Annotated in this window: 25 protein-coding genes and 1 pseudogene; 9 read left to right on the plus strand and 17 right to left on the minus strand. The window is 39.7% G+C overall.

All coding sequences use genetic code 11. From position 1 onward, the window contains the following. Nucleotides 1–203 precede the first annotated feature (203 nt). Nucleotides 204–2,090 carry a hypothetical protein gene (locus AAEY62_RS12190; RefSeq protein WP_024591489.1) on the plus strand — a complete coding sequence of 629 codons (1,887 nt, stop codon included), beginning with the start codon at nt 204–206 and terminating at the stop codon, nt 2,088–2,090. A 205-nt stretch (nt 2,091–2,295) separates the two neighbouring features. Further along, complete coding sequence (purU, locus tag AAEY62_RS12195) at nt 2,296–3,126, plus strand: formyltetrahydrofolate deformylase (protein WP_197101406.1); 831 nt, start codon at nt 2,296–2,298, stop codon at nt 3,124–3,126. A 181-nt stretch (nt 3,127–3,307) separates the two neighbouring features. Here the strand turns inward: purU and AAEY62_RS12200 are convergent, their stop codons facing one another. Both AAEY62_RS12200 and acs read right to left on the minus strand, forming a co-directional pair. After that, a complete protein-coding gene (locus AAEY62_RS12200) occupies nt 3,308–3,958 on the minus strand; it encodes a response regulator transcription factor (protein WP_007584799.1) in 651 nt (216 codons plus the stop codon). Between the two features lie 104 nt (nt 3,959–4,062). Beyond that, nucleotides 4,063–6,003: an acetate--CoA ligase gene (gene acs, locus AAEY62_RS12205; protein WP_101164194.1), complete on the minus strand. Its 1,941-nt coding sequence runs from the start codon at nt 6,001–6,003 to the stop codon at nt 4,063–4,065. Between the two features lie 440 nt (nt 6,004–6,443). Here acs and AAEY62_RS12210 point away from each other — a divergent pair, with 440 nt between their 5' ends. Beyond that, a complete protein-coding gene (locus tag AAEY62_RS12210; protein WP_010554447.1) occupies nt 6,444–7,610 on the plus strand; it encodes a DcaP family trimeric outer membrane transporter in 1,167 nt (388 codons plus the stop codon). Nucleotides 7,611–7,830: 220 nt separating this feature from the next. Further along, nucleotides 7,831–9,954 (plus strand): TonB-dependent siderophore receptor, encoded by a 2,124-nt coding sequence (locus AAEY62_RS12215; RefSeq protein WP_350635024.1) that lies wholly within the window; start codon nt 7,831–7,833, stop codon nt 9,952–9,954. A 381-nt stretch (nt 9,955–10,335) separates the two neighbouring features. On the opposite strand, the gene recA is transcribed toward AAEY62_RS12215, so the two are convergent. Both recA and AAEY62_RS12225 read right to left on the minus strand, forming a co-directional pair. Beyond that, a complete protein-coding gene (gene recA / locus AAEY62_RS12220) occupies nt 10,336–11,379 on the minus strand; it encodes a recombinase RecA (protein ID WP_024591486.1) in 1,044 nt (347 codons plus the stop codon). Between the two features lie 68 nt (nt 11,380–11,447). Further along, on the minus strand, nt 11,448–11,936 hold the full coding sequence (locus tag AAEY62_RS12225; protein WP_010554445.1) for a CinA family protein: 489 nt from the start codon (nt 11,934–11,936) through the stop codon (nt 11,448–11,450). Between the two features lie 21 nt (nt 11,937–11,957). Here AAEY62_RS12225 and mutS point away from each other — a divergent pair, with 21 nt between their 5' ends. Then, nucleotides 11,958–14,543, plus strand: a complete 2,586-nt coding sequence (mutS, locus tag AAEY62_RS12230) for a DNA mismatch repair protein MutS (RefSeq protein ID WP_350635025.1) — start codon at nt 11,958–11,960, stop codon at nt 14,541–14,543. Between the two features lie 91 nt (nt 14,544–14,634). Here the strand turns inward: mutS and rpoS are convergent, their stop codons facing one another. From rpoS to AAEY62_RS12285, 11 genes are all read right to left on the minus strand, one after another. Continuing rightward, nucleotides 14,635–15,609, minus strand: a complete 975-nt coding sequence (gene rpoS, locus AAEY62_RS12235; protein ID WP_007584786.1) for an RNA polymerase sigma factor RpoS — start codon at nt 15,607–15,609, stop codon at nt 14,635–14,637. A 35-nt stretch (nt 15,610–15,644) separates the two neighbouring features. Next, nucleotides 15,645–16,469: a peptidoglycan DD-metalloendopeptidase family protein gene (locus tag AAEY62_RS12240; RefSeq protein ID WP_197237023.1), complete on the minus strand. Its 825-nt coding sequence runs from the start codon at nt 16,467–16,469 to the stop codon at nt 15,645–15,647. A 41-nt stretch (nt 16,470–16,510) separates the two neighbouring features. Further along, the gene (locus AAEY62_RS12245) at nt 16,511–17,089 is read right to left on the minus strand and encodes a YqaA family protein (protein WP_007584782.1); all 579 of its coding nucleotides are present in this window, start codon (nt 17,087–17,089) and stop codon (nt 16,511–16,513) included. 9 nt (nt 17,090–17,098) lie between these two features. Beyond that, nucleotides 17,099–17,737 (minus strand): protein-L-isoaspartate(D-aspartate) O-methyltransferase, encoded by a 639-nt coding sequence (locus AAEY62_RS12250; protein ID WP_350635026.1) that lies wholly within the window; start codon nt 17,735–17,737, stop codon nt 17,099–17,101. Next, nucleotides 17,727–18,491: a 5'/3'-nucleotidase SurE gene (gene surE / locus AAEY62_RS12255; RefSeq protein ID WP_007584778.1), complete on the minus strand. Its 765-nt coding sequence runs from the start codon at nt 18,489–18,491 to the stop codon at nt 17,727–17,729. Before surE ends, AAEY62_RS12250 begins: the two co-directional genes overlap by 11 nt. Next, nucleotides 18,472–19,524 carry a tRNA pseudouridine(13) synthase TruD gene (gene truD / locus AAEY62_RS12260; protein WP_024591481.1) on the minus strand — a complete coding sequence of 351 codons (1,053 nt, stop codon included), beginning with the start codon at nt 19,522–19,524 and terminating at the stop codon, nt 18,472–18,474. The genes surE and truD overlap by 20 nt, the downstream gene beginning before the upstream one ends. Then, the gene (ispF, locus tag AAEY62_RS12265) at nt 19,521–20,018 is read right to left on the minus strand and encodes a 2-C-methyl-D-erythritol 2,4-cyclodiphosphate synthase (protein WP_010554441.1); all 498 of its coding nucleotides are present in this window, start codon (nt 20,016–20,018) and stop codon (nt 19,521–19,523) included. Before ispF ends, truD begins: the two co-directional genes overlap by 4 nt. Continuing rightward, nucleotides 20,015–20,716: a 2-C-methyl-D-erythritol 4-phosphate cytidylyltransferase gene (gene ispD, locus AAEY62_RS12270; RefSeq protein WP_101164189.1), complete on the minus strand. Its 702-nt coding sequence runs from the start codon at nt 20,714–20,716 to the stop codon at nt 20,015–20,017. The genes ispF and ispD overlap by 4 nt, the downstream gene beginning before the upstream one ends. Then, the gene (ftsB, locus tag AAEY62_RS12275) at nt 20,706–20,993 is read right to left on the minus strand and encodes a cell division protein FtsB (RefSeq protein WP_007584772.1); all 288 of its coding nucleotides are present in this window, start codon (nt 20,991–20,993) and stop codon (nt 20,706–20,708) included. The genes ispD and ftsB overlap by 11 nt, the downstream gene beginning before the upstream one ends. A 37-nt stretch (nt 20,994–21,030) precedes the next feature. Further along, entirely contained in the window at nt 21,031–21,666 is a 636-nt protein-coding gene (locus AAEY62_RS12280; protein ID WP_002958964.1) for a hypothetical protein, read from the minus strand. A 74-nt stretch (nt 21,667–21,740) separates the two neighbouring features. Next, nucleotides 21,741–22,220, minus strand: coding sequence for a DUF2947 domain-containing protein (locus tag AAEY62_RS12285; protein ID WP_010554439.1), 480 nt, complete (start codon nt 22,218–22,220; stop codon nt 21,741–21,743). 60 nt (nt 22,221–22,280) lie between these two features. Here AAEY62_RS12285 and AAEY62_RS12290 point away from each other — a divergent pair, with 60 nt between their 5' ends. From AAEY62_RS12290 to AAEY62_RS12305, 4 genes are all read left to right on the plus strand, one after another. After that, on the plus strand, nt 22,281–22,520 hold the full coding sequence (locus AAEY62_RS12290; protein WP_024594065.1) for a DUF1653 domain-containing protein: 240 nt from the start codon (nt 22,281–22,283) through the stop codon (nt 22,518–22,520). Between the two features lie 52 nt (nt 22,521–22,572). Further along, a complete protein-coding gene (locus AAEY62_RS12295) occupies nt 22,573–23,421 on the plus strand; it encodes an AAA family ATPase (RefSeq protein ID WP_350635027.1) in 849 nt (282 codons plus the stop codon). A 1-nt stretch (nt 23,422) separates the two neighbouring features. After that, nucleotides 23,423–24,610, plus strand: a complete 1,188-nt coding sequence (locus tag AAEY62_RS12300) for a vWA domain-containing protein (RefSeq protein ID WP_350635028.1) — start codon at nt 23,423–23,425, stop codon at nt 24,608–24,610. 198 nt (nt 24,611–24,808) lie between these two features. After that, the gene (locus AAEY62_RS12305) at nt 24,809–25,822 is read left to right on the plus strand and encodes a hypothetical protein (RefSeq protein WP_165736238.1); all 1,014 of its coding nucleotides are present in this window, start codon (nt 24,809–24,811) and stop codon (nt 25,820–25,822) included. An 81-nt stretch (nt 25,823–25,903) separates the two neighbouring features. Here the strand turns inward: AAEY62_RS12305 and AAEY62_RS12310 are convergent. Both AAEY62_RS12310 and AAEY62_RS12315 read right to left on the minus strand, forming a co-directional pair. Next, nucleotides 25,904–26,187: pseudogene (locus AAEY62_RS12310) on the minus strand (helix-turn-helix domain-containing protein). A gap of 94 nt (nt 26,188–26,281) precedes the next feature. Beyond that, nucleotides 26,282–26,737, minus strand: a complete 456-nt coding sequence (locus AAEY62_RS12315) for a GNAT family N-acetyltransferase (protein ID WP_350635030.1) — start codon at nt 26,735–26,737, stop codon at nt 26,282–26,284. Between the last annotated feature and the right edge of the window lie 25 nt (nt 26,738–26,762).

The raw sequence follows: 26,762 nt of genomic DNA on the forward strand, positions 1-26,762 counted from the left end.
TATAAATACTTAATATATATTAATAATTCTATTTAGGTTTTCGTAAAAGCAGGTCGAACTTACGCGCCAGCAACAAGTCTATTACGATTAAACTCAATGCACTTAGCGCTAAAAAAAGCTACTTGAGATAGATTTATTATCCTAAGTTCAGATTAATTACACTTTGTCCCCGCAATTGGGGTGCTGTTTAAATGGAGAATTCAATGGCTTTTGATTATGGATCGATTGATCTTGGACTAAAAAACCCCTTCAAACTGGAAGGTAAAGTAACAGCATTAAGAGGACTCATTGAGTCTATAGCAGGTATTAGTTTACTTGTTATTGCTGCGGGCTCTGTGAAAGAAGATACAACCGCGGGTTGGATTTTAATGGTGTTTGGCATGCTTATTTTAGCATTCGGCATTCGCTCACTATCGGCAGGTATTTACGCAACACTTAAATACTTTGTAGGTAGAAACCACCCAACTTCACTTGCTTATAACTACAGTAAATCGCAAGCATCAACCGCTCAAGAAGAACAAAAAGAAGTAGCCTACACAGCGCAATCACTTGAAGAAATGCTGGTTGGTCGTAAAAACAGTACATTTAAAGAGCCTAATGGTTTTTTATCACGCTTACTTCACAGCTTAATCCCTAAGTTATTGTTTCTACCATATCCTATTCGAAATGTTGCCCAGCGATTATTTGGCTCATGGGTAAGCACCTTTGTCGCCCTTATTGCTTATGGCCTTGTTGCATTCGTATCTTTGTCGGGCTTTACCGGTGAAGCTGGGGAATTAGCATTTCCGGTCTATAGTGCAATATTAATGTTTTACGTGCTTTTTTCTTGGCGCTCTACAGGTAAACCTATCTCTCGAAATGCAGAAAAGAATATTGAAGCACTTGGTACTGGTGCACTTGCTAAAATTATTTCGTTATCTTTTATTTTACCCATCGCTATTGGTCTTTCTATGTCATGGTTGATGAAAGAACAACACATTAGCAAACAAGAAATAGATGGCTGGATTGAGCAACTACCTAGTCTTCATGCTGGCATGTACTTAATTGCGATTATTGTATTAGCCACTCTGAGCTGCGCAATTGCTTTTATTATGATTAAAGCGCGTTTAAATGCAGTTACACCTTCGGCTGAAGTATCAGAACTACGTGAAAACTGGCAAGAGTCTGTTCATCCAGACGAAATTTTTATAAACCTAGACAACCTAGTAATGGCTAACCGTCGTTATAAAGAAGTACCTAACAGAGTTTATCGCGAATTAGATCCTAAGCTTCAAGAACAAATTGAAGGTAAAGGCGGTTTTAAAGGTGAAATGATCCAAGAGATTCAACCTAAACTGCACTCAATAGACTTAGGTAAAAACTTTACGCTAGCAAGGTTACTTGCTTTAGTAAGTGGTAACTTGCTTTATATTATAGCCTTAGCGTTTACTGTGTTTTTAGCGTATTCGTTTATTAATATTTATCATTACGTTGACGCTGCAAATATTAGTAGCTTTAAACAAGTATTTAATAACCAACATGTTATTCAATTTAGTGAGCTATTAATGACAAGCTTTCACTTATTGCTAATAGGTATACTTATTAAAGCATTTGCGCAATTGCTTACAAATACAGCTCATCTATTTTTTGCTGAAATGCAGTTTGAATCACTACTAGTGTACTTTAAATGCGAAGGCACATTTACTGAGTCTAAAATATCAACAGGTACTGGTATTCACGATAGTACTCGCTCAGAAAATACTTTAGTACGCAGTAGCATAACGCCTTGGATTATTGTTTCTCGTGTTATTTCTACTACGTTTGCAGCAACAGGTATGAAAAATCTTGAACATCCTCGCCATATTATGGAAATGCATAAAGACGAAGGACAATTGCAAGCAATCAAAAAAGACGTTATCGCGTTCTTGAAAGACCGTGAATCTATCGCCTCAATCACCAGTGAGCGTGATTTAGGTAATGCGTCACAAATACATCAATTAAATCAGCAAACGCGTGCTATACCTACTCAGCAAGCGATAGCTAAAGATGACGAAGAAGCTGCAGGGTATTTAAGACAAGAAGAAAACTTATCTCCCGAGCCAAAGGGTTAATTAACTTAAACTCTGGGTTATTAGTATTAATGCCACCTTGTAAATTAGGTGGCATTTTTTTTAACCTCTATTCAATACTTTTTAACTTTATTACCTCTTTTGCACTCAACAACATGATTAATATTGGATTAGTTCACAAAGCCCTTGCTTTATGTGCCAAAACACAAATAATGAAAGGATTAATTACAGGGTAAGAATGAGGACAATGAGCTATATACTAACCACCCAATGTGCTGATGACGTAGGCTTAATAGCTAAAATTACAGGGCTTTGCCATAAAAATAATTTAAACATTACGCGTAACAACGAATTTGTAGATAAAGACGCGCAGCGATTTTTTATGCGTACAGAGCTTACAGGCGAGCCACAAAGCGACTTTTTAGATCAACTACGCGCACTGTTGCCACAAGGCGCTAAACTTGCCCTACATTGCGGTGCAAAAACTAAAGTAGTTTTACTTGCAACTAAAGAAGCCCATTGTTTAGGTGGTATGTTGCTAAAGCAATTTGAACAAACTCTTAATATTGAAGTATTAGCCGTTATTGCTAACTACGCTGATTTAGAGCCTTTAGCAAAAGGGTTTGATGTGCCCTTTCATGTTGTATCGCACGAAGGACTAACTCGTAGCGAGCACGATCAAAAAGTAGGTGATTTAATTGCCAGCTACAACCCTAATATTATTGGTCTTGCCAAATACATGCGTATTTTAAGCCCTGAATTTGTGGGTCGCTTTGAAGGCAAAATAATTAATATTCATCATTCATTTTTACCCGCATTTATAGGTGCTAAACCTTATCATCAAGCATTTGAGCGCGGCGTAAAAATCATTGGTGCTACCGCTCACTTTGTGAATAATGAGCTTGATGAAGGCCCTATTATTTTGCAGGATGTAACAAGCGTTACACATGCTAATACCGCCGAAATGATGGCTAAAATGGGTAAAGATGTAGAGAAAACAGTGTTTTGTAAAGCACTCCAACTTGCATCAGAGCATAAGCTATTTATTAATGGTAATAAAACTGTAGTGTTTTCTTAGCATTGTACCAATTCGCTTAATTAAGTAGTTTATTTTGAGGTAATAAAACAGTGTTGATAACAAGGTATGCATTTTGTTATTAACCTGAATTCTGATTAACTATTCTACACATAAAAATATGCCAGCATTGTTGCTGGCATTTTTTTGCTCATAAATAAGCAAGTGACTTTTTAAATGTAAATTATGCCTGCTCTATTGGCTCGAGTTTTAATTTCGCGGCAATTAAAACGGCTTGGGTACGATTGTACACGCCGAGTTTTCTAAATATGGCTGTAATGTGTGCTTTTACTGTTGCTTCTGATATGTGCAGTTCATAAGCAATTTGCTTATTAAGTAAACCTTCGTGCAGATATTGCAGCACTCGGTATTGTTGAGGTGTTAATGAGGCAACTTGCGCTGCTATTTCTCGGTCTTCACCTTCAATTTCAGCTACTTTGTTTTTTAACTCTTTTGGTAGCCATGTATCGCCTTCAAGTATTTGGTTAATTGCACTGGCAATATCATCAGACGATGACGATTTAGGAATAAAACCCATAGCGCCGTAACCCATTACTTTAGAAACTATATTAGCGTCTTCACTACCCGAAACAACGGCAATAGGTAAGCTTGGGTATTCTTCTCTAATACGAATAAGACCATATAAATCACCATTACCTGGCATGTGAAGGTCTAGCAGTAATATATCAAGATCCTCTTGCTCACTTAACACTTGCAGTGTGCTGTCAAAATCGGATGATTCAAAAACCTCTAAACCTTCAAATTTTGCGCTCAATGCGCCCTTTAGTGCTTCACGAAATAACGGATGGTCGTCCGCTATTAAAAACTGACTCATGGTTCACTCCTAATAAATTCGGCTGCCAGTTAGGTATAAAACCCTCACTGACAGCCGATATACTACGTTTAGAATCAACTTGTAATCAAGTTTTTAACGCACATTTAACGATTTAATCTGTTCTCGATTAGTTCATCGACTACAGATGGATCTGCAAGCGTTGACGTATCACCGAGTTGTTGGTGCTCATTTGCAGCGATTTTACGTAAAATACGACGCATAATCTTGCCTGAGCGCGTTTTAGGTAAACCTGGAGACCATTGAATCATATCTGGTGATGCTATTGGGCTAAGCTCTTTACGAACCCAGTTACGTACCTCTTTGGTTAATTCATCGCTTACTGTTACACCTTCGTTAGGCGTAATATAAACATAAATACCTTGGCCTTTAATATCATGCGGGTAACCCACTACTGCTGCTTCTGCTACTGCTTCGTGCGCAACTAACGCACTTTCAATTTCGGCAGTACCTAAGCGATGGCCTGATACGTTAAGTACATCGTCCACACGTCCTGTGATCCAGTAATAACCGTCTTCATCACGACGACAACCATCACCTGTAAAGTAAACACCTGGGTAGGCGCTAAAATAAGTTTGTTCAAAACGTTCATGGTCGCCATAAACAGTTCGCGCTTGCGATGGCCAGCTATCTAAAATAACTAAATTACCGTCCACAGCACCTTCAAGGTTATTCCCCTCAGCATCAAATAATGCTGGCGCAATACCAAAAAATGGATGTGTCGCAGAACCTGGTTTTGTATCAGTTGCACCCGGTAAAGGCGTAATCATTATGCCACCGGTTTCTGTTTGCCACCACGTATCAACAATCGGACAATTAGATTTACCAATACTCTCGTAATACCACGTCCATGCTTCTGGATTTATTGGCTCACCAACCGAGCCTAAAATACGTAAACTATCGCGATTTGACGAAGCTGTTGGCTCATCACCTTTCGCCATTAGCGCACGAATTGCTGTAGGCGCAGTATATAAAATAGTTACACCGTGTTTATCAACAATTTCGCCCATACGTCCTGCAGTTGGATAAGTTGGTACACCTTCAAATAATACTTGTGTACAACCGTTTACTAATGGCCCGTATGCAATGTAACTGTGGCCTGTGATCCAACCTACATCGGCACTACACCAATACACATCGTCTTCTTTTAAATCAAATACGTATTCATGTGTCATTGATGAGTAAACTAAGTAGCCACCAGTCGTATGCACAACCCCCTTCGGCTGACCTGTTGAACCTGACGTATATAGAATAAACAATGGATCTTCAGCGTTCATTGGCTCTGGTTCACACTTTGCTGGTAAATCAGCAACTAAGTCATGCCACCATATATCGTGCTCATTCCAATCAACTTCACCGCCGGTTAATTGGTGCACAATAACATGCTCAATTGAGGTTACAGTTTCTTGCGCTACCGCTTCATCTACATTTGCTTTTAATGGAACACAATTACCCGCTCTGCGCCCTTCATCTGAAGTAATAACAACCTTGGCACCCGAATCCCGAATACGATCTGCAATCGCAGAAGGTGAAAAGCCACCAAATACAACCGAATGAATAGCACCAATACGTGCACAAGCTTGCATAGCATAAACAGCTTGAGGCGTCATAGGCATATAAATCGCTACACGGTCACCTTTTTGAACACCTAGCTTTTTTAAACCATTGGCAAACTTGGCTACTTCATCATGCAATTGTTGATAAGTAATATTCTCACTTTGAGATGGGCTGTCACCTTCCCAAATAAGCGCCGTTTTATCTGCTTTGGTTTTTAAGTGACGATCGATACAATTGTACGAAGCATTAAGGTAGCCATCCTCATACCATTTAATATTTATATGGCCTTTGTCGAATGATGTGTTTTTAACTTTTGTATAAGGAGTAGACCAATCAAGACGTTTGCCATGCTCACGCCAAAAACTTTCTGGGTCATCAATAGATTGCTTGTAAAGCATATTATATTTATTTTTATCTACAAGAGTCGCATCTTTAATATGCGCAGGAACTGGGTAGATACTTTGTGACATCTTAGTCTCCATTTAAATTACTTGCCTTAAGCTTTTATCAAGGATTACTCAGCAGTGCTACATTAAGTATTAGACCTTAGTTGTACACCCCTTCAATTTCCTCATTTGTAGTTTATAATCCTTCTGCTTTCAATTTTTTTACATAAATAATACAACGCGTTAAATGTAAGTAAATACAAACTAATCTGCTCTCAAACCTTAGTCTTATAGACCAATAGGTAATTGAGTAAATATTGCACATATTCAACAGTGTTGTCGTACTCCAATAAAGATATTTTGTTGTACTTACTAAAATGCTTTATTTAACGAATGAAAATAGAAAGTGAATTGAAAGCCAAATTAACAACCCTTTTTATTCGTAAGTAATACTCGTAGCAAGTAATACAACCTTACATGAAAAAAAAGTAACAAATAACAAGTAGCCTATAAAGGACACCACAATGAAATTTACCCCATTAAAAACATTGGCAGCAAGCGCTGTACTATGTGCACTATCAAGTACTGCATACGCGGCAACTGCTGCAAAAATTGGTGATACCGAATTTACTTACGGTGGATATATTAAACTCGACTCTATGTGGAGTGATTATTCAGCGGGTGCGCCTGCAGGCTCAAACGTAGGTCGTGACTTTTACGTACCAAGTACGCTAACAGTTGGCGACGATAACAGCTCAGATGCTGTGTTTGATATGCATGCTCGCGAGTCACGCTTTAACTTTGGCACAGCCACTGTTATGGATAACGGTAAGACCGTTAACACTAAAATTGAGATTGATTTTTTAGCCTCAGCTGCTGGCGGCAATGAACGTGTATCAAACTCTTATGCTCCACGTATTCGCCATGCGTTTGTGACATACGACGGTTGGTTATTTGGTCAAACATGGTCTAACTTTCAAAACGTGGGTGCCCTTGCTGAAACGCTTGATTTTGTAGGCCCAGCTGAAGGCACTATATTTGTTCGCCAATCGCAAATTAAATATACCACTGGCGCATGGTCTTTCTCATTAGAAAACCCAGAAAGTACAATTTCTACTACTAGCGGTATGGTAGTAACTGATGATGCATCATTGCCTGACTTTACAGCTCGTTACACACACAAAGCTGATTGGGGTAACATTGTTGTTGCAGCGCTTGCTCGCCAACTAACTTATAAAGTAGGCAGTGTTGATGCAGATGAAACATCTTTTGGTATTAGTGCGTCGGGTAAAATAAACCTTGGTGAAGACAACCTTAAATTTATGCTTACTCAAGGTAAAGGCTTAGGCCGTTACGTAGGCTTAAACGTTGCTCACGGCGCAGTACTTAATGGCGATGAACTAGATGCCATTGATTCGACTTCTGGTTTTGTTGCTTACCAGCACAAGTGGACAAGCCAATGGCGTTCAACATTCTTATACTCTTTCTTCTCTGCTGATAACAACACTGATTTATTAGCTATTTCTGGTGATCCGACTGAATCAAGCCAAAGCTATAGCGCTAACATTTTATATTCCCCTGTTAAACGCCTAACATTTGGAGCTGAGCTAAAACATGCTGAGCGTGAAACTGAAAGTGGCGTAGATGGCGATTTAGATCGTTTACAATTCTCTGTTAAATACTCTTTTTAATAACTAAAAAGCTAACTACTTTAAATAAGCGGCCTAGGCCGCTTTTTTTATAAGGGATATTAAGTTCTATATAATTCATCAATTCGTACCCATAATCTCTTTATGTGACGCTAAAATCCAACAAAATAGAATAATAATAGGTAAAACACACAACTCAATTGCAAATCGATATCATTTAGATTAAGTTACGCACTTCTTTTTGAACTAACTGGAAAAACTTATGTCGTCCCCTCAAGTTTTGCGTTTATCTAAATTAAGCTTTGCTACTTCTTTAATTCTATCTGGTTATGCACTTGCTGATGAAGCAACTGTAAAAGATGAACCTCTCGAAAAAATTGCGGTATATGGTCAACATCACAAAAACTACATAACAGAAGAAGCGCAATCAGCTACCAAACTAGGTTTAACAATTAAAGAAACACCACAGTCAATCTCGGTAGTATCACGCGCATTAATGGACGACTTTTCACTAGACGATATAAACTCAGTACTTGAAAGCACCCCCGGCGTAACAGTAGAGCAAATAGAAACAGATCGTACTTACTTTAAAGCTCGTGGCTTTGAAATTACTAACTTTCAAGTTGATGGCTTAGGTATTCCACAAAGCTCTGGATCTATTCAAGGCAGTCTTGATACTTCAATTTATGACCGTGTAGAAATAGTTCGTGGCGCTAATGGCTTAATGACCGGTGCCGGTAATCCTTCTGCAACTGTAAATATGGTTTTAAAGAAACCAACTTACACAACACAAGCAAATGCATCAGCCTCGTATGGCTCATGGAATAAAAAACGTTTAGATTTAGATGTATCTACGCCAATAAATGAAGAACACGCCGTACGTGCTGTATTTACAAAGCAAAAAGCTGATTCATACCTAGACCGTTACGAAACAGATAAAACAATTATTTATTTAGCGTATGAAGGAAAATTAACAGACAACACATTATTAAGCGTTAACTACGTTAACCAACAAAAAGATGCTGATAGCCCACTTTGGGGGGCACTACCTCTTTATTACACCGACGGCTCACCAACCGACTATGACGAATCAACCAGTACTGCTGCTGATTGGTCTTACTGGGATAACAGTGCAGAGCAAGTATATGTAACGCTTGAACAAAACTTATCAGCAACATGGGTGGCTAGAGCACGCTATGCGCACATCGAAAACGAGCAAGACTCAGAGCTGTTCTACGTATACGGTACACCAAATAAAGACACTGAACTTGGTTTAACAGGTTATGCAAGTCGTTATGATTACGAAGATAAGCATGATTTATTTGATCTATATGCCAGTGGTAAATTTGATTTATTTAATCAAGAGCACGATCTATCATTTGGTGTTAGCCAAGCAAAAATGGATTACACAGAGCAATCTCTTTACGATTACACTACAGGTAATGGTTTTCCAGATATGCCATCACTTAGAACGTGGGATGGTGTAATACCAGAAGCAACGCTTGCTGATGGCGTAAATGGTAGTGATATTACTAACGAGCAAAAATCAGCTTACATATCAACTCGCATTAAATTAAGCGAGCCTTTAAGTGTACTTGCTGGCGTGCGTTATACCGATTGGGAAACAAAAGGCACAGCCTATGGCGTTGCTCAAACTCGAAGTGACTCTGAGCTAATACCGTACATTGGTACAGTGTACGACTTTAACGAATCTCTATCGGCTTATGCAAGCTATACAGAAACATTTGTACCGCAAAAAGAACTAGACATAAACGCCAATCAACTACCTGCTGTTACTGGAAAAAGTAGCGAAATAGGTGTCAAAGCCCAGCTTCTAGACGACCAGTTATTTGTAACGTTTGCTTATTTTGATGCAAAACAAGATGGCCTTGCTGTTGCTATAGCTAACTCATTACCAAGTGATACGCGTTATTATGCAGCTGATGGCATTAGTAGTAATGGTTTTGAAGTAGAGTTAAGTGGTAAATTTACAGATGATTTAAGTGCAAGTATTAGCTTTAGTAATTTAAATATTGATGGTGATGATTTAGTAAAAGATTACACACCAGAAAACCAACTTAAAGTGGCCGCAACCTATCAAGTACCTTTAGTTGATGGCTTATCATTTGGTGCAAACTATCGCTGGCAGGATTCAACTAGCCGAGTTCAAGTTAAAGATGCTAATGGTATTGCAAGTGTTACTACCAACCAAGATGCATACGGGTTACTTGATTTAATGGCCACTTACAAAATTACAGATAACGTAGGAGTCACTTTCAACGTTAATAACGCCACAGGTGAAAAATATTTGCACAGCCTATACTGGGAACAAGGTTACTACGGTGCACCGCGTAACTACGCTCTATCTGTAAATTGGCAGTTATAAATATATTTGATTAATTAAAGGCTGTAGATTTTTGCGGTTAAATTAAAAAACGACACATTTTTAATGTGTCGTTTTTATTTTATCTAACCTAAACTCTGGTTAAGAGATTTACTAACGTATTGAATCATAGTGGTATTTAAATTTATTTTATCTAGCCAGAGATTTTCAGTTGAAACAAGGCGAATTTACGCGTCAATAGCTGGCCTATTGCAAGTAAATTTAACGCAGCTAGCGCTGAAAATAGCTGCTCGAGATAGATTTATTATCCAGAGCTCAGGTTATCTACTTTAAGTTTTTAACAACAAAAAAGCGCTAATCATTACTGATCAGCGCTTTTTAAAGCTCGGGTCAAATCAAGCTTAAAAACTCATTTTGATGCTGTTAAAGGTCAGCGTCATCGCCCAACTTATCTTCACCATCATCTGGTTCAATAGTTGCTTTTAATAAAAGCATTTCGCGTAACTTGCCTTCAATCTCATCTGCAATTTCTGGGTTTTCTTTCAAAAACTTAATTGAGTTAGATTTACCTTGGCCAACCTTGTTGCCACAGTAGCTATACCAAGCACCAGCTTTTTCAACAATTTTATGCTTAACTCCTAGGTCAATTAGCTCGCCTTGCTTAGAAATACCTTCACCATACATGATGATAAATTCAGCTTGTTTAAACGGCGGCGCTACTTTGTTTTTAACAATTTTAACGCGAGTTTCGTTACCAACAACTTCATCGCCTTCTTTAACAGAACCAATACGACGAATATCAATACGTACCGATGCGTAAAACTTAAGTGCATTACCACCTGTTGTTGTTTCTGGGTTACCAAACATAACACCAATTTTCATACGGATTTGGTTAATGAAAATACATAACGTGTTAGAGCGTTTAATGTTACCAGTAAGCTTACGTAATGCTTGTGACATTAAACGTGCTTGTAAGCCCATGTGCGAGTCGCCCATGTCGCCTTCAATTTCAGCTTTTGGTGTTAGTGCAGCAACCGAGTCAATTACAACAACATCTACTGCGCTTGAGCGTACTAACATGTCACAAATTTCTAGTGCTTGCTCACCGGTATCTGGTTGCGATACAAAAAGCTCATCAATGTTAACACCAAGCTTTTGTGCATAAACTGGATCTAGAGCATGCTCAGCATCAATAAAGGCACATGTTTTGCCTTCTTTTTGCGCTTCTGCGATAACTTGTAAAGTAAGCGTTGTTTTACCAGATGACTCAGGTCCGTATACTTCAACAATACGTCCCATAGGTAAACCACCTATGCCTAAAGCAATATCAATACCTAATGAGCCTGTAGATACAGATTCAATGTTTAACGCTTTGTTATCACCCAATTTCATAATTGAGCCTTTACCAAATTGACGTTCAATTTGTGATAGTGCAGCGTCCAACGCTTTTTGTTTGTTATCGTTCATTTTATTCTCCAAATCCAGCTAATGGAATCAAGTATACTGTATGAAATTACAGTATCAAGCTAATTTTTTTATTTTATCTCATCTATTACACTTTTCAATGCAAATACAATAGCTTGCAGTCTAACTTGAGCCCTATCGCCAGAGAATACTTGTTTAAAGGTCAGTACTTTGTCATTAATTTGTATGCCAAACCACACAAGTCCCACAGGTTTACCTTCTGTTGCCCCGCCAGGTCCTGCAATACCTGATACAGCTATAGATATATTTGCATTTGTTGCCTTAATTGCACCTAGTGCCATTTCACGTACTGTCTGCTCGCTCACAGCACCAAATTGCGCTAATGTACTGGCACTTACATTTAGTAAGTCTTGCTTTGCTTGGTTGCTGTAAGTTACAAATGCGCGGTCAATATAAGCAGAGCTTCCGGGCGTATCTGTAAGGGCATAACTTACTCCGCCACCAGTACATGACTCAGCACTAGTGATCCATAAGCATTTATCCGTTAAAATAGCGCCTAATTGCGCAGCAAGTGTTTTAATCTCTTGATGTAATTCCATATTCAGCCTTTGGGTAAATACATGTCGTTTGATCTTTATGCACCACACACTATAAAACAACAAACCCCTATGATGCAGCAGTATCTAAAAATAAAATCAGAGCATCGCGATATATTATTGTTTTATCGTATGGGCGATTTTTACGAACTCTTTTTTGATGACGCTAAACGCGCCGCTCAATTACTCGATATTTCGCAAACTCATCGCGGCAAAGCCGGTGGCGATCCTATCCCTATGGCGGGCGTGCCTTATCATGCAGTAGAGAACTACTTAGCACGCCTAGTTCAAATGGGTGAATCTGTTGCTATTTGCGAACAAGTTGGCGATCCAGCTACCAGTAAAGGCCCCGTTGATCGCAAAGTTGTACGCATAGTCACCCCTGGCACTATATCTGATGAAGCGCTGCTACAAGAGCGACAAGACAATTTACTTACCAGCGTTTGGCAAAGTAAAAAAGGCCTATACGGTATTGCCTACTTAGACATTAACTCTGGTCGTTTTAACGTTGTAGAGGTTAACACCGACGAAGCATTTAGCTCAACGATTCAGCGCCTATCTCCTGCCGAGTTGCTATATAGCGAAAGCTTTGAAAATTTTCATTTAATTGAGCATATAAAAGGGGCTCGCCGTCGCCCAGAGTGGGAATTCGACTTAGATACGGCCGAGCACTTATTATGCGATCAGTTTGGTACTAAAGATTTAGTGGGATTTGGTGTTGATAAAGCCCACAGCGCACTTGTTGCTGCAGGTTGTTTAATGCAATACGTAAAAGATACGCAGCGTATTGCACTGCCACATATTCGTGCTATTACACTTGAGCACAACGAACACGCTGTTATTTTAGATGCCGCAACCCGTAAAAATTTAGAACTTACCGTTAATTTATCAGGTGGGTTTGAAAATACACTTGCCCAGGTACTTGATAAAACAGCAACACCTATGGGCTCTCGTTTACTTAAGCGCCGTATTCATACACCTGTACGTAATAAAGACGAGCTAAATTCACGCTTAAATGCAATTAGCGCTATTTTAGATGTACAACTGTGCGGTGAATTACACGAATCATTAAAAGAGATTGGTGATGTAGAGCGAGTTATTGCACGCCTAGCTTTATGCACAGCTCGCCCGCGCGATCTAACTCGTCTTCGCAGCGCATTACAAGCACTTGCGCCACTACACACTTTGCTAGGTGATGCTAACGATCCTCGTATTACAGGTATTATCAAGCACTCGCCTGAGCTCCCTGATTTACAAGAGTTATTAGAACGTGCAGTGATAGAAAACCCACCGGTACTTATTCGTGATGGTGGCGTTATTGCCCCTGGTTACAACAGCGAACTAGATGAGTGGCGTAACTTAAGTAAAGGTGCAACCGATGTACTTGATCAACTAGAGTTGCGTGAACGCGAACGCACGGGTATTAGTACGCTTAAAATTGGTTATAACCGCGTACATGGCTTTTTTATTGAAGTAAGCCGCGCTAATGCTCACTTAGTGCCAGCCGACTACATTCGTCGTCAAACGCTCAAAAATAACGAACGCTATATTATTCCTGAGCTTAAAGAGCACGAAGATAAAGTACTTGGTAGCCAATCAAAAGCCTTAGCGCTTGAAAAGCAACTATACGAAGAGCTGTTCAGATTTATCGCTCCACACATTGAACAGCTGCAAATGATGGCAGCAGCACTGGCCGATTTAGACGTATTAAATAACTTGGCCGAACGTGCATTTGCACTCAATTATGCAAAACCAGAACTGTGCGATAACGACAATATAAGCATTAAGCAAGGTCGTCACCCTGTTGTTGAACAAGTAATGAAAGAACCGTTTATTGCTAACCCTGTTGAATTAAACAGCCAACGTAAAATGTTGATTATTACGGGTCCAAACATGGGCGGTAAATCAACCTATATGCGCCAAACAGCACTTATTGTACTAATGGCTCACATTGGCAGTTATGTACCTGCAGACAGCGCTAAAATAGGTAATATTGATCGCATATTTACACGTATTGGTGCTAGCGATGATTTAGCATCAGGTCGCTCAACCTTCATGGTAGAAATGACCGAAACAGCGACTATTTTAAATAATGCCACGGCGCAGTCTTTGGTATTAATGGATGAAATTGGTCGTGGTACAAGTACCTATGATGGGCTCTCGCTTGCGTATGCAACAGCCGATCATTTAGCGTCAAAAATATCAGCTAAAACATTGTTTGCAACGCACTACTTTGAGTTAACAGAACTTGCTGAACAAACAACAGGTCTGGTAAACGTGCACCTTGATGCAATAGAGCATAACGATACAATCGCCTTTATGCATACAGTACTTGATGGCGCAGCAAGCAAGAGCTTTGGCTTACAGGTAGCTGCTCTTGCGGGTGTGCCAAAAGCTGTTATTGCACAAGCAAAGCAAAAACTTAAGTTACTTGAAAATCATCAAAGCGTTACTGCACCAAATACTGAGCAACAAGCCTTTACTTTTAATAATGAAGTTGCTCAAAATACACCTTCAGAAGTAGAAGAACAATTAAGCGCTATCGACCCTGATAATTTATCGCCACGCCAAGCGCACGATTTATTATATAAACTAAAAGCATTGTTGTAATTTATATCATCTAATTTACAAGCATAAAAAAAGCCGAAGAATAAATTCTTCGGCTTTTTAACACACATAGTCTCTTAAACTATTTAACCAGTTACGAAAACTGATTAAACAAGCTATCTGTACTTAAACCTTCTTGTTGCAAAATGTCTTTTAAACGACGTAATGCCTCTACCTGAATTTGTCTTACACGCTCACGTGTTAAGCCTATTTCACGACCTACATCTTCAAGTGTAGATGGCTCGTAGCCAAGTAATCCAAATCGACGTGCTAACACTTCGCGTTGTTTAGGGTTTAATTCACCTAACCAATCTACAATATGTTTATTAATATCATTATTTTGTACTTCGCCTTCAGGGCCTGCACTTTTTTCATCTGGGATGATATCAAGCAGTACACTGTCGTTTTCACCACCAATCGGCATATCAACCGATGCTATTCTCTCGTTTAAACGTAGCATTTTAGTTACGTCTTCAACGGGTCTGTCTAGGCAAGCTGCAATTTCGTCAGCTGTTGGTTCATGGTCAAGTTTTTGAGTTAATTCACGCGCTGTACGTAAGTAAACATTAAGCTCTTTAACTACATGGATAGGTAAGCGAATGGTACGCGTTTGGTTCATAATGGCACGTTCAATTGTTTGACGTATCCACCATGTAGCGTAAGTAGAAAATCTAAAGCCACGTTCAGGGTCAAATTTTTCAACAGCGCGAATTAAGCCTAAGTTACCTTCTTCAATTAAATCGAGTAGAGCAAGGCCACGGTTATTGTAACGGCGTGCTATTTTAACAACTAAACGTAAGTTACTTTCAATCATACGTTTGCGTGAGGCTTCACAACCTCGAAGTGATTTGCGAGAAAAAAACACTTCTTCTTCTGCGCTAAGCAAAGGAGAAAAACCAATTTCGCCTAAATAAAGTTGGGTTGCATCAAGGTTTTTAGTTACTTCTTCTTTTGCAAAGATTTCATCGTCTTCTACTTTATCTAGTAAAGTTGTGCTTTCATCAGCAGCGATGTCATCGAATTTCTCGTCAGTCGTAGTGTGTTTGTCAAGTTTTGCTGCGCTAGCCATAAGCCTTCTCCCGAGCAATTATCAATACCTGAAAATTAGGGTAGGTATTTAGCAGGATTGACAGCTTGCCCTCGGTAGCGAATTTCAAAACGAAGCGCGGTGACCGGAGATTCTGAATTACCAATTTCTGCTATTTTTTGTCCTGCCTTAACCTTCTGCTTTTCTTTAACAAGTAATTTCGAGTTATGTGCATAAGCACTTAGGTAATCATCATTATGTTTCAATATGATTAAACTACCATAACCTCGTAGAGCGTTACCCGCGTATACCACTGTTCCTTGTGCCGCAGCTAAGACTGAAGCCCCTTTACGATTAGTAATCTGTAAACCTTTATAACCGTTTTCCTTATTAGAAAAGCGTTTGGTAATTTTGCCCTTTGCAGGCCAAAACCAATTAACTTTACTGCTCGACAAACGTTTAGCATTACTAACTTTGTTACTGGCTTGTTTCTGAACATACTCTCGTTGTTTTGGAGGATCAAGCTCTTTCTTTAATATTATGTTATTTTTTTGTGTGTTTTTTATAGACTTTTTACTCGAATTCGTATATTTTTCATCCCTTTTTGTTTTTTCGGGCTTGGGGGTTAAGGAGATGTTTTGCCCAGGGAAAATTGTGTAAGGTGATGGAATTGAATTGTTTTTTGCAAGTAATCTAAAATCTTTACCGGCGCTAAAGGCTATTGAATAGAGCGTATCACCTTTTTGCACCTTATAAATATCGCCATTTATGTTAATGGTATGACCTAAATCATTAACATTATTATTTAGGCTGCTAACAGGCGCTGGAATATGGTGAGAAGAGCAACCAGAAAGAAAAACACCAACAAATATAGTCACATACAGTAAAAACTGTTTATTCATTGTATTTTTCTCCCAAATTAGACAATTGATATTTTTAACGCTTAACGCAATAAAAAGTACGCTAGCGCAATTAATACCACTAATCCCCAACCAAGTATTTCAATATATTGACGTAATTTTGCTTCCATTTTAGCCCCGCCCCACTTCATTAAGGCTGAAACTAAAAAGAATCGCGCACCACGTCCAATCGCCGATGCGAGTAAAAATGGCAAAAATGCCATTTGTAAAACACCTGCGCCAATGGTAAATACTTTATATGGTATAGGCGAAAAACCAGCTAAAAACACAACCCAAACACCGTAATCTTTAAACCAATTTAATGCGATATCAAACTTTTCTTGCCAGTGCATTTGTGCAATCAATGGCTCAACAACGGGTTCAAATAGCCAAAACCCAAGCAAGTAACCAACTACTCCACCAACAACCGATGCTATTGTGGCAAAGCTTGCAAAACGCCATGCTTTTTTGGGCTGTGCAAGCGACATAGGTGCAAGCATTACATCGGGCGGTATTGGAAAAAAAACTGACTCTGCAAAGCTCATTGCAGCTAAATAACGTTCTGCATGACGGTGCTTTGCCCACACTAGGGCCATATCGTATAACTTGGTAAACAACTTCAAAATGAATTCCTATTCAATATCGCCAGGTACTAACGGCACAAATCTAACGGGAGCAATAACATGCTCTTTATAATTATCGCCTTCGCGGATAACCATTACTAATTTTTGATCGCTCTCACCAATGGGCGCTAATAACACGCCTCCATCGGCTAACTGAGCAAGTAAGTCTTGCGGAACTTTAGAAGCCGCAGCAGTCACTATAATACCATCAAAAGGTGCTTGTGATTGCCAGCCTTGCCAACCATCACCATGCTTCATGGTTACATTATATAAATCGAGTTGTTGCAATCGACGCTTTGCCTGCCACTGAAGCGTTTTAATACGCTCTACCGAATAAACTTTTGTAAACGTTTTGGCTAATATTGCAGTTTGATATCCAGAGCCAGTACCAATTTCCAGCACTTTATTGCGCACACCAGCTAAACGAAGTAGCTCTGTCATGCGCGCTACTATATAAGGCTGGGAAATAGTTTGCCCTTGCCCAATAGGTAGCGCCGTATTTTCATAAGCTTTGTGTTTTAGCACATCGTCTACGAATATATGTCGCGGAATATCAGCGATAGCATTCAGTACTTGTGTATCTTCAACGCCTTCGCGCTTTAGTAAGTCAGATAGCGCTTTTGCACTGCGGGTATAATTAGCGAGCACGATTAATCTCCAAATCGGCTAACCAGTCTCCTACTGCTTTTAGGCTGTCTTTGGCTGTCATATCAACACTCAATGGCGTAACAGAGGCATAACCGTTATTAATTGCGTAAAAGTCGGTCCCCTCACCTGCATCGCTTTCTATGCCCAGCGATCCATACCAATAAATATCTCGACCCCAAGGATCGGTTTGTTTGGTCATGGTTTCTGCTTTATGACGAGCACCTAAACGAGTTACTTGCACCCCTTTTAATTCACTTAATGGAATATCTGGCACATTTATATTTATTATTTGATCTTTTGGAAGCGGATGCGAAGCTAGTCCTTTAATAATATTTACGGTAACAGCAGCGGCTGTTTCAAAATGCTCGCCTTTATGTGAGCAAAGCGATACTGCAATTGCAGGTAAGCCTAAATGGCGACCTTCAGTTGCAGCGGCAACAGTACCGGAATAAAGCGTATCATCACCTAAATTGGCACCATGGTTAATACCAGCAACAACAAGGTCTGGTTTTTCATCAGCTAACTGATTTACACCTAAATGTACACAATCAGTAGGTGTGCCATTAACCGACATAAAACCATTTTCGAGTGTAGTTGCTCGTAGCGGGTTCATTAATGTTAAAGAATTACTTGCGCCACTACAGTTGCGATCAGGTGCAACAAGGGTTACATCTGCAATTTGTATAAGCGCCTGATATAAAACCGCAATGCCTTTAGCATTTACGCCATCATCGTTACTTAACAGTATCTTCATTTATGTCATTATCCTTTTCTTTGCGCTCTCGAGGGCTAGCATCTTTATAATCCACCAGCTCACGTAATAATGCAGTTGCAAAACACCCTTTTGGCAAACCAAAACTCAGTTTTAAACTGGTTTCATCTATGGTCTCAACCGTTAAGTTTTGCGGAATTAAACGCAGCATCCTGCGCTCATTTTTAAGGCCTAGCTCACCCAAGCCATCGCACCATGTTTGGAAAGGTTCAAGCCATATTTTTTCTTGTTCGGTTAAACCTTTTTCGCTTTTACCCACCATAGGTGCCGACATCATAATATCGCCAGTGGCTAATCGCTCTATGTTTTCGTCGTTAATTGCATCTTCAAAAAATGCATTACTGCCGCTGAGCATAAATACTTCACGGTGCATTGTTTTAGCTAAACCATGCTCTTTAACACGTAAATTTACTATTTGATTAAACACATGAGAGCGCGCTGCTGAAATAATAATGCCGCGCAGTTTTTTATCGCGAATGCGCTCCCCTGCAAACATTTTTTCAGCCATTACTAAGTTATGACCGCCATGCCCAAAGCGCTGTTCACCAAAGTAATTAGGCACACCTGCGCGTACTGCATTAATACGGCATAAAATATCAAGGGGCTTGGTTACATTACGAAGCGTAATAGTAAATCTATTACCTTTGTGGCAACCCGTACGTAATTTACGATCGTGGCGCTGTTGCGACACAATAAAAATACTCTCGCTATTTAAATCGCTAAAATCGATAGGCTTTTTAATCGGTACTTTTACACTAAACCACTGTGAGCACACTCCGTGACGATCTTTCATGCCGGCGTAACTTACGTCTCGCGGTGAAACACCCGCACGCTGTGCAATTAGCTTTGCAACGTATTGCGTATTTTCGCCTTTTTTAACCACCTGCAAACACACGTGTTCGCCACTACCGGTAAATTCTATACCTAAGTCTTCATCAACCATAAAGTCTTCAGCAGTGGTTTTAAAATCAGCTTTAGAAAGCGGTGCACCGTATAAATAATTTAAATCGCTCATGCGTTTTTTGTACTCGCAAGCTCTTTACTCATAATAACCACCGCATGGCTAGAAATGCCTTCCCTGCGCCCTTCAAAGCCTAGCTTTTCGGTAGTAGTGGCTTTAACGTTAATTTGGCTAAGGTCACAATTTAAATCGCTGGCTAAATTAGCACGCATAGCTTGAATGTGTGGCAGCATTTTTGGCGCTTGTGCAACAATAGTCACATCGCCATTGCCAATTACATAACCTTGCTCTTTAGCTAAGCTCACCACATGGCGAAGTAAAATACGGCTGTCGATATTTTCATACTCGCTAGCCGTATCTGGAAAGTGCTTACCAATATCACCCATTGCAAGCGAGCCTAAAATAGCATCACATAATGCATGAATAGCGACATCGCCATCTGAGTGCGCTAAAAAGCCTTGTGGATAATCAATTTTTTCACCACAAATAGTTAACGGGCCTTCGCCGCCAAATTTATGTACGTCAAAACCATGGCCAATTCGTATCATAATGCACTCTCGTTTTGTTGTTTATGTAATAAAAACCCAGCCAAATCTAAATCCTCTGGCGTGGTTATTTTAATATTATCGCTGCGCCCTGCCACAAGCTTTACCGGTTTGCCCGCCCATTCAATAGCACTGGCTTCGTCTGTAATAGTTGCCCCACTTGCTAATGCGTTTTGAAGTGCATTTTTAAGCTCGTCATATTTAAAAAATTGTGGGGTAAGTGCTTGCCATAAATCGTCTCGTGGCACAGTTTGTAGGGCATGTGTGTGGCCACGTTTTATAGTGTCTTTTACTTTGCTAGCTAAAATACCGCCTTCATCAGCACACATGCATTCATCAATTAAGCGTTCTATATCACTAATATTAACTAACGGGCGGGCAGCATCGTGCACCAACACCCATGTAGGCGGGTTAGGCGCTAAAAAAAGTAAGCTATTGAGTACTGAATCTGCACGCTCTTTACCGCCACTGGCTCGCACAATGCGCTTATCAAGCAGTGGGAGTTCGTCAAAATAGGGGTCGCTGTCGCTAAGGGCAACAACAATAGTGCGTAATTGAGATAATTGAGAAAGTTTAGCTAAGGTGTGTTCTAAAATGGTTTTACCGGCTAATTGTATATATTGCTTAGGCGCATTGTGCTGCATTCTACTGCCAACGCCCGCAGCAGGTACAATTGCTGCAATAGTCTGTTTATTTGTCATATTGTTTGCCCGGTAAAACACGAATAAATGTTTCGTCCGGTTTAATCATTCCCAATTCGTTGCGTGCACGCTCTTCAATGCCTTCCTGGCCAAGCTTTAAATCTTCAATATCTGCTTTAAGTACTTTATTACGTTTAATGAGCTTTTCGTTGGTTTCTTGATGCGACGCTACAGCACCTTTTAGCCGTGTGTAGTCTTGTAAACCATTATGACCAAACCATAATCTGTATTGTACAAACAGTGCTAAGCACAGTAAGCCAACTTGAAAAATACGCATTTAACACTCCTTATTTTAAATTCCAAATACCTTAACTTTAATACGCTAAGGGGCGCTTTAAATTGCGCCAATTAATACTACCCGCTAAAAGCATTTCGCGTAGTGATAAAACCCGTGGCATACAACGCTTCGAAAATTGCCACTGATGCCCGCAACATGCAGCGGTTAAACTCACTTTACTTGGCTTTATTAACTGAGCATTTTGCTGCTCTAGCCCATTTCCTAAAAAATCAAACCAACCAAGCTCGTTACAATGCAGCTTATTTTCGCCTAACTGATCGATACTGTCTATTCTAAGACGCACCTGATCGTAGCCATGTAATATAACGGGCACTATAAGCCCCACTTTGGCATACGTTTGATAAAAAAGTTCATTAGCTTGAACATTCACATCGGGTGGGGTCGGTTTTTGCTTTTCAAGCCACGTACCATTTTGCGCGTCCAGCGTAAAAGGCGTGTCACCATTGGCAACTAACGTTGCAGCTCGCTCAATATAATAAGGTAGGCTTTTTAACTGGCGGCGCAGTTTATCGGCATTAGGCTCTGCAACTAATCGCTGAACCTCACGCTGATAAAACGCATTACACAATTGTGCATACAACACTTTTTGTGCATCAGTTTGCCAAATTTCAACTTGCTGCTGAGCACCAAGTGACTGATTTTTAGCGACCAAAAGCTGTACTCAAAAATATTCAGGTAAATGTTTTATAACACAGTATTGAATGTTTTTTAAGCGCAGCGCACTAATTAAGCGCTTGGCTTTTCACCTAATTTTGCTTTACCTGATTCTAAAAATTGCACAACCGTATTACGCTTTTTACCAATCAGCAAACTGCCATCAGCTAAAAACATAAAGTTTTGCCAATTGCGTTTAAATACATCAAATGTTGTTTCGATAATATTATCGCGTGCCATACAAAAATAAACAGTGGTGTTAGCTTCCCAATCTAAAAACGTTAAGATTGCTTCTGGTGGTTGCGCATCACCATTTTCCCACGCATCTTGCCAATCTACTTCTTGGCTAAAGCTTTTTTCTTGGCCACACCAATCGGTGTCTTCAAAAAAATCTGGGTGATCAAACTCACGGCTTACCATGGTTGTCCAAAGTACGGCTGCGCGCTCATCTCCCATAGGCTTTATTTTTACTGCGTCTTCATCTGATACAGGTAAGTCTTTATGACGAAAAACCCATGCTTTTTTGTAATCATCTAGCGAAATATAGTTCATAGTATTGGCAAATTAGTTAACATTAAAAGTGCAAAGCCAAATTATACAAGAGATCAAAACATGACTACAGCAATAAAACCACTTTCACTCAAACCAGGCATATACCAACACTACAAAGGGCCGCAATACAAAGTTGTTCATGTTGCCACCCATAGCGAAACCGAGGAGCAGCTTGTGATTTATCAAGCACTCTATGGTGAATTTGGTATGTGGGCGCGCCCACTTAGTATGTTTTTAGAAACTGTTGAAAAAGAAGGTGAGGTCATACAGCGTTTTGCCTACCTTGGACCTGCCGTTTAACTATGGCATTATAACAAAATAACTTACTCCTCAGACCAGACAAGGGTACACCGTGCAATTTAATTCAACTGACAATTACATAGCGAGTAGCGCACTTAAACAAGCTGTAAATGCTGCCATTATGCTTGAAAAACCACTTTTAATTAAAGGCGAACCAGGCACAGGTAAAACCATGCTGGCTGAGGAGTTGGCTAAAAGCCTAGATACCACGCTTATTCAGTGGCATATAAAATCGACCACTAAAGCGCAGCAAGGTTTATACGAGTACGACGCGGTTTCGCGCCTGCGCGACAGCCAATTAGGTGACGAGCGTGTACACAATATTGGCAACTACATCGTTAAAGGTAAGCTTTGGCAGGCATTTACGTATGCAGAGCTTAACGGCAAACGCCCCGTATTATTAATTGATGAAATAGACAAAGCCGACATAGAGTTCCCAAACGACTTACTACTTGAGCTTGATAAAATGGAGTTTCATGTTTACGAAACTAACGAGCGCATTGTCGCAAAAGAGCGCCCTATTGTGATCATCACATCAAATAACGAAAAAGAATTACCGGACGCATTTTTACGCCGCTGCTTTTTTCATTACATTGATTTTCCTAGCAGCGACGAAATGCAGCAAATTATTGACGTGCACTACCCTAACGTTAGGCAAGATTTAGTACGCCAAGCACTCGAAGTGTTTTTTAACCTGCGCGAAGCTAACGGCCTTAAAAAGAAGCCATCCACCAGCGAATTACTCGACTGGCTTAAACTACTTATGGCAGAAGACATAGACGCTAAAACACTGCACGACAAAGCTAAAAAAGGCGGATTAATGCCCATGTTTGGCGCACTGCTTAAAAATGAGCAAGACATAAGCCTAATCGAAAAACTCGCCTTTATGAGCCGTCGCTAACATGTTAGTACAGTTTTTTTTCACGCTACGTAAATACCGCTTACCGGTAAGCCTACGCGAGCTACTCGATTTAATAAACGCCTTAAAAAAAGGCGTTATATTTGCCGATGTAGACGCCTTTTACCATTTAGCACGCACCATAATGGTAAAAGACGAAACGCACTTTGACCGATTCGACAAAGCCTTTAGCGACTATTTTAGTGGTATTGCTGACCTCGATTTGCTCGAGAGCTTAAAGCAACAGCACAACTTACCTGAAGACTGGCTACGTAAAGAATTCGAAAAAAACCTAAGCGATGAAGAAAAAGCCCAACTTAAAGCCATGGGCGGACTCGACGAGCTTATGAAAACCCTAAAAGAGCGTTTAGAAGAGCAGCAAAAACGCCACGCTGGCGGCAATAAATGGGTGGGCACTGGCGGTACATCACCTTTTGGTGCATACGGCTATAACCCAGAAGGCGTGCGCATAGGTCAAGACGGCAATCGTAACCGCCAAGCGGTAAAAGTGTGGGATAAACGAGAATACAAAAACCTCGACACCGACAGAGAAATTGGCTCGCGCACAATTAAACTCGCCCTTAAAAAGTTACGTAAGTTCGCCCGCACAGGCGCAAGCGACACGCTTGATTTAAACGAGACTATTCGCGCTACTGCAAAACAAGGCGGCATGCTTGATGTAAAAATGGCGCCCGAGCGCCACAATGCAGTAAAAGTATTGATGCTATTTGATATTGGCGGCTCAATGGATGACTACATCCACACCTGCGAAGAATTATTTAGCGCCGCCCACAGCGAATTTAAACACCTAGAGTTTTACTACTTTCATAACTGTTTATACGAGCACGTTTGGCAAGACAACGCGCGCCGCCATTCAAACGTGATTGACACCATGACGCTCATAAACAAGTTCACCAGCGACTATAAAGTAATATTTGTCGGCGATGCCACTATGGGACCTTACGAAATAGCCTACCCCGGCGGCTCGGTAGAACATTACAATGAAGAGCCCGGCAGTGCATGGTTACAACGTATAACAAACCACTTTGATAAAGTCGCCTGGCTCAACCCACAACCCGTTGAACACTGGCCGTACTATCAATCGATTGGCTTTATAAAAGAGTTAATGAACAACCGCATGTATGCGCTGAGCTTAGATGGGATAAGTAGAGCGATAAAAGAGCTAAGTTAGATGCGAATTAACGACAGTTCAGTTCCAGTAGCGGACCCTCAAGGCGTTTATCTGAAACTCTGTTGGGTGGCGCCTTCGACTTAACCAACCTACCTTTTGACGTAGGTCGGATAAGTGGCAAAGCCACGCCATCCGACAAAAATGATGAATTTACTAGAAACAACCCGACTTACCGCGTTAATAATAAAGTGATTTGACATGATAGAACCTACCATTTGCGATCTTAAATTTCGAAAGCTCTATAAAGATTTATTAAAGAAGAACTCACTAAATGACTTTGAAAAGACATCTTCGATAATTAAGTCAATTTACTCTCATGCTAAATTGGAAAAAATTACAGTAGGACGGTTTTTAGGTATTAAAGGATATAAAGTTACTATAGGAAAAAGAACAGCTTTTTTCCCTGTTAGTAAATCAAGAGCTCTTAAAAATAATAAACTTAATGGGTTGATATTTCTTAGAAATGAATTTTATAAAATTGGTATGGTTCTGCCAACTTTAATCTCTAATGGTGATCAAGAAATGCTTTTAAAGACATTATCTGAAAACCAAGATAACAATATAAATGAAAAAATAATTGCCGATTTTTTCAAAAGTACTTTAGGGTTACCTGAACTTTTAACAAGCACATACTCAACCAACAAACATATTTCTAAGTACATTGAAATATTAGGAGAGTCGCTAAAAGCTTACCACTTAGGATTATTTAAAGTTGCAGTAATTTCATTATTACCATGTATAGAGGGTATAATTAGGGATCTTGGCGTAAAGGCTTCATCTGTTTCTTCCAAAGAGTTAATGGAAAATCTCATCAAGCTCCAGCGCTACTATATTAAGCACTATATCTTTAATTCTTGTGATTATGTCCCTCAAGATTTCCTAGATATAAAGTTGCATGACACTTATGATGAAAGCATCCAAGTAATTGAATCTTTAAAGTGGTTTTTAGAAAAATCTTTATACCAACATACTAATACATTTAATGAATCTCATAGCCTAAATAGGCATTCAATACTGCACGCCCTAAAACCTGAAAGTAACTACGGTACAGAAAGTAATTTTTTTAGATTGATTAATATATTAAACTCATTATATTTTTGCTCAGTTTTTAGCGGTGAGAATGGAAGCTTATTTCATCCCTCTCATACAGCACAATCAGAAAAGTTGGAATCAAAATATTTACGCTATTCAAGTTTCAAACATTTAATATGATGGGGTCGCGTCTCTTTTTATGATTCATAATAAATCAAACTTGCTTAAGTGTCGTATTTACTTGAATGAGATCCATAATCTCTATAACTCCGCTATATGATTTAGCGTCTCAGGTTGACGCTGCACAAGCTTTAACAATGTTATCGCTTGCCCATTTGGTGCGCTGCGTCCTTGTTCCCAATTTTCGAGCGTTCTTGCTGGTGTAAGCTGGATGTTTCTCGAATATTTACTATTTCATCAGGGGAGATAACAAGATCGTTAATATCATTTACTGAATGAGTACCTAACGTTAGCTTTCCTTGTGAATGCGCTTTAGCGTCCACAAGTGCTGTAGTTAATTCTGAAAATAAATCACGTTTGCTCATTGCGCCACACCTCTAAAAACTCTTTTAATTGCTTTTTATGATCTGCTTTTGAACATGACTTTTCGTTTCGCTATAAATAATGAGCGCATACAACTTAAAGCACTTTACTCATAAACAAACTATACGGATCTAGCTCATAAACCCCAAATGGTTCGCACTCTTTAAAACCAAATTGAGCGTAAAGCTTTTGTGCGGGCAAAAATGCCTCAGCGGTACCGGTTTCTAAGCTTACCGTTTTGTAACAACGCAAAGTTGCTTGCTCAATAATATGGGAGAGTAACTTAGCGGCTATGCCTTGCCGTAAATAGTTGCTTGATGTGCGCATTGATTTAATTTCGCCATGCGTTGTATTTAGCGTTTTTAAAGCGCCAACACCCGCTAAATTATTATCAATCCATAAGCTATAAAAAGTTATATCGGGCTGAGTGAGTTTACTCACATCAAGTGCATGTACGCTCTCAACGGGTGAGTGTTTTAACATATCGTTATGATGCGCTTGTAGTAGTTTTATAACGTGTGGGTTTGAAAGCTCACCTATTCTAATATCCATTTATACCTCGTTTAATCCTAGAATT

This window comes from Pseudoalteromonas sp. GW168-MNA-CIBAN-0100 (genome assembly GCF_040309225.1).
In the GTDB taxonomy this organism is placed as follows: Bacteria; Pseudomonadota; Gammaproteobacteria; order Enterobacterales; family Alteromonadaceae; genus Pseudoalteromonas; species Pseudoalteromonas arctica.

Coding starts and splice junctions, on each gene's coding strand:
- AAEY62_RS12190 (WP_024591489.1), top strand. CDS start 204: ATGGCTTTTGATTATGGATCGATTGATCTTGGACTAAAAAACCCCTTC.
- purU (WP_197101406.1), top strand. CDS start 2,296: ATGAGCTATATACTAACCACCCAATGTGCTGATGACGTAGGCTTAATA.
- AAEY62_RS12200 (WP_007584799.1), bottom strand. CDS start 3,958: ATGAGTCAGTTTTTAATAGCGGACGACCATCCGTTATTTCGTGAAGCA.
- acs (WP_101164194.1), bottom strand. CDS start 6,003: ATGTCACAAAGTATCTACCCAGTTCCTGCGCATATTAAAGATGCGACT.
- AAEY62_RS12210 (WP_010554447.1), top strand. CDS start 6,444: ATGAAATTTACCCCATTAAAAACATTGGCAGCAAGCGCTGTACTATGT.
- AAEY62_RS12215 (WP_350635024.1), top strand. CDS start 7,831: ATGTCGTCCCCTCAAGTTTTGCGTTTATCTAAATTAAGCTTTGCTACT.
- recA (WP_024591486.1), bottom strand. CDS start 11,379: ATGAACGATAACAAACAAAAAGCGTTGGACGCTGCACTATCACAAATT.
- AAEY62_RS12225 (WP_010554445.1), bottom strand. CDS start 11,936: ATGGAATTACATCAAGAGATTAAAACACTTGCTGCGCAATTAGGCGCT.
- mutS (WP_350635025.1), top strand. CDS start 11,958: ATGTCGTTTGATCTTTATGCACCACACACTATAAAACAACAAACCCCT.
- rpoS (WP_007584786.1), bottom strand. CDS start 15,609: ATGGCTAGCGCAGCAAAACTTGACAAACACACTACGACTGACGAGAAA.
- AAEY62_RS12240 (WP_197237023.1), bottom strand. CDS start 16,469: ATGAATAAACAGTTTTTACTGTATGTGACTATATTTGTTGGTGTTTTT.
- surE (WP_007584778.1), bottom strand. CDS start 18,491: ATGAAGATACTGTTAAGTAACGATGATGGCGTAAATGCTAAAGGCATT.
- truD (WP_024591481.1), bottom strand. CDS start 19,524: ATGAGCGATTTAAATTATTTATACGGTGCACCGCTTTCTAAAGCTGAT.
- ispF (WP_010554441.1), bottom strand. CDS start 20,018: ATGATACGAATTGGCCATGGTTTTGACGTACATAAATTTGGCGGCGAA.
- ispD (WP_101164189.1), bottom strand. CDS start 20,716: ATGACAAATAAACAGACTATTGCAGCAATTGTACCTGCTGCGGGCGTT.
- ftsB (WP_007584772.1), bottom strand. CDS start 20,993: ATGCGTATTTTTCAAGTTGGCTTACTGTGCTTAGCACTGTTTGTACAA.
- AAEY62_RS12285 (WP_010554439.1), bottom strand. CDS start 22,220: ATGAACTATATTTCGCTAGATGATTACAAAAAAGCATGGGTTTTTCGT.
- AAEY62_RS12290 (WP_024594065.1), top strand. CDS start 22,281: ATGACTACAGCAATAAAACCACTTTCACTCAAACCAGGCATATACCAA.
- AAEY62_RS12300 (WP_350635028.1), top strand. CDS start 23,423: ATGTTAGTACAGTTTTTTTTCACGCTACGTAAATACCGCTTACCGGTA.
- AAEY62_RS12305 (WP_165736238.1), top strand. CDS start 24,809: ATGATAGAACCTACCATTTGCGATCTTAAATTTCGAAAGCTCTATAAA.
- AAEY62_RS12315 (WP_350635030.1), bottom strand. CDS start 26,737: ATGGATATTAGAATAGGTGAGCTTTCAAACCCACACGTTATAAAACTA.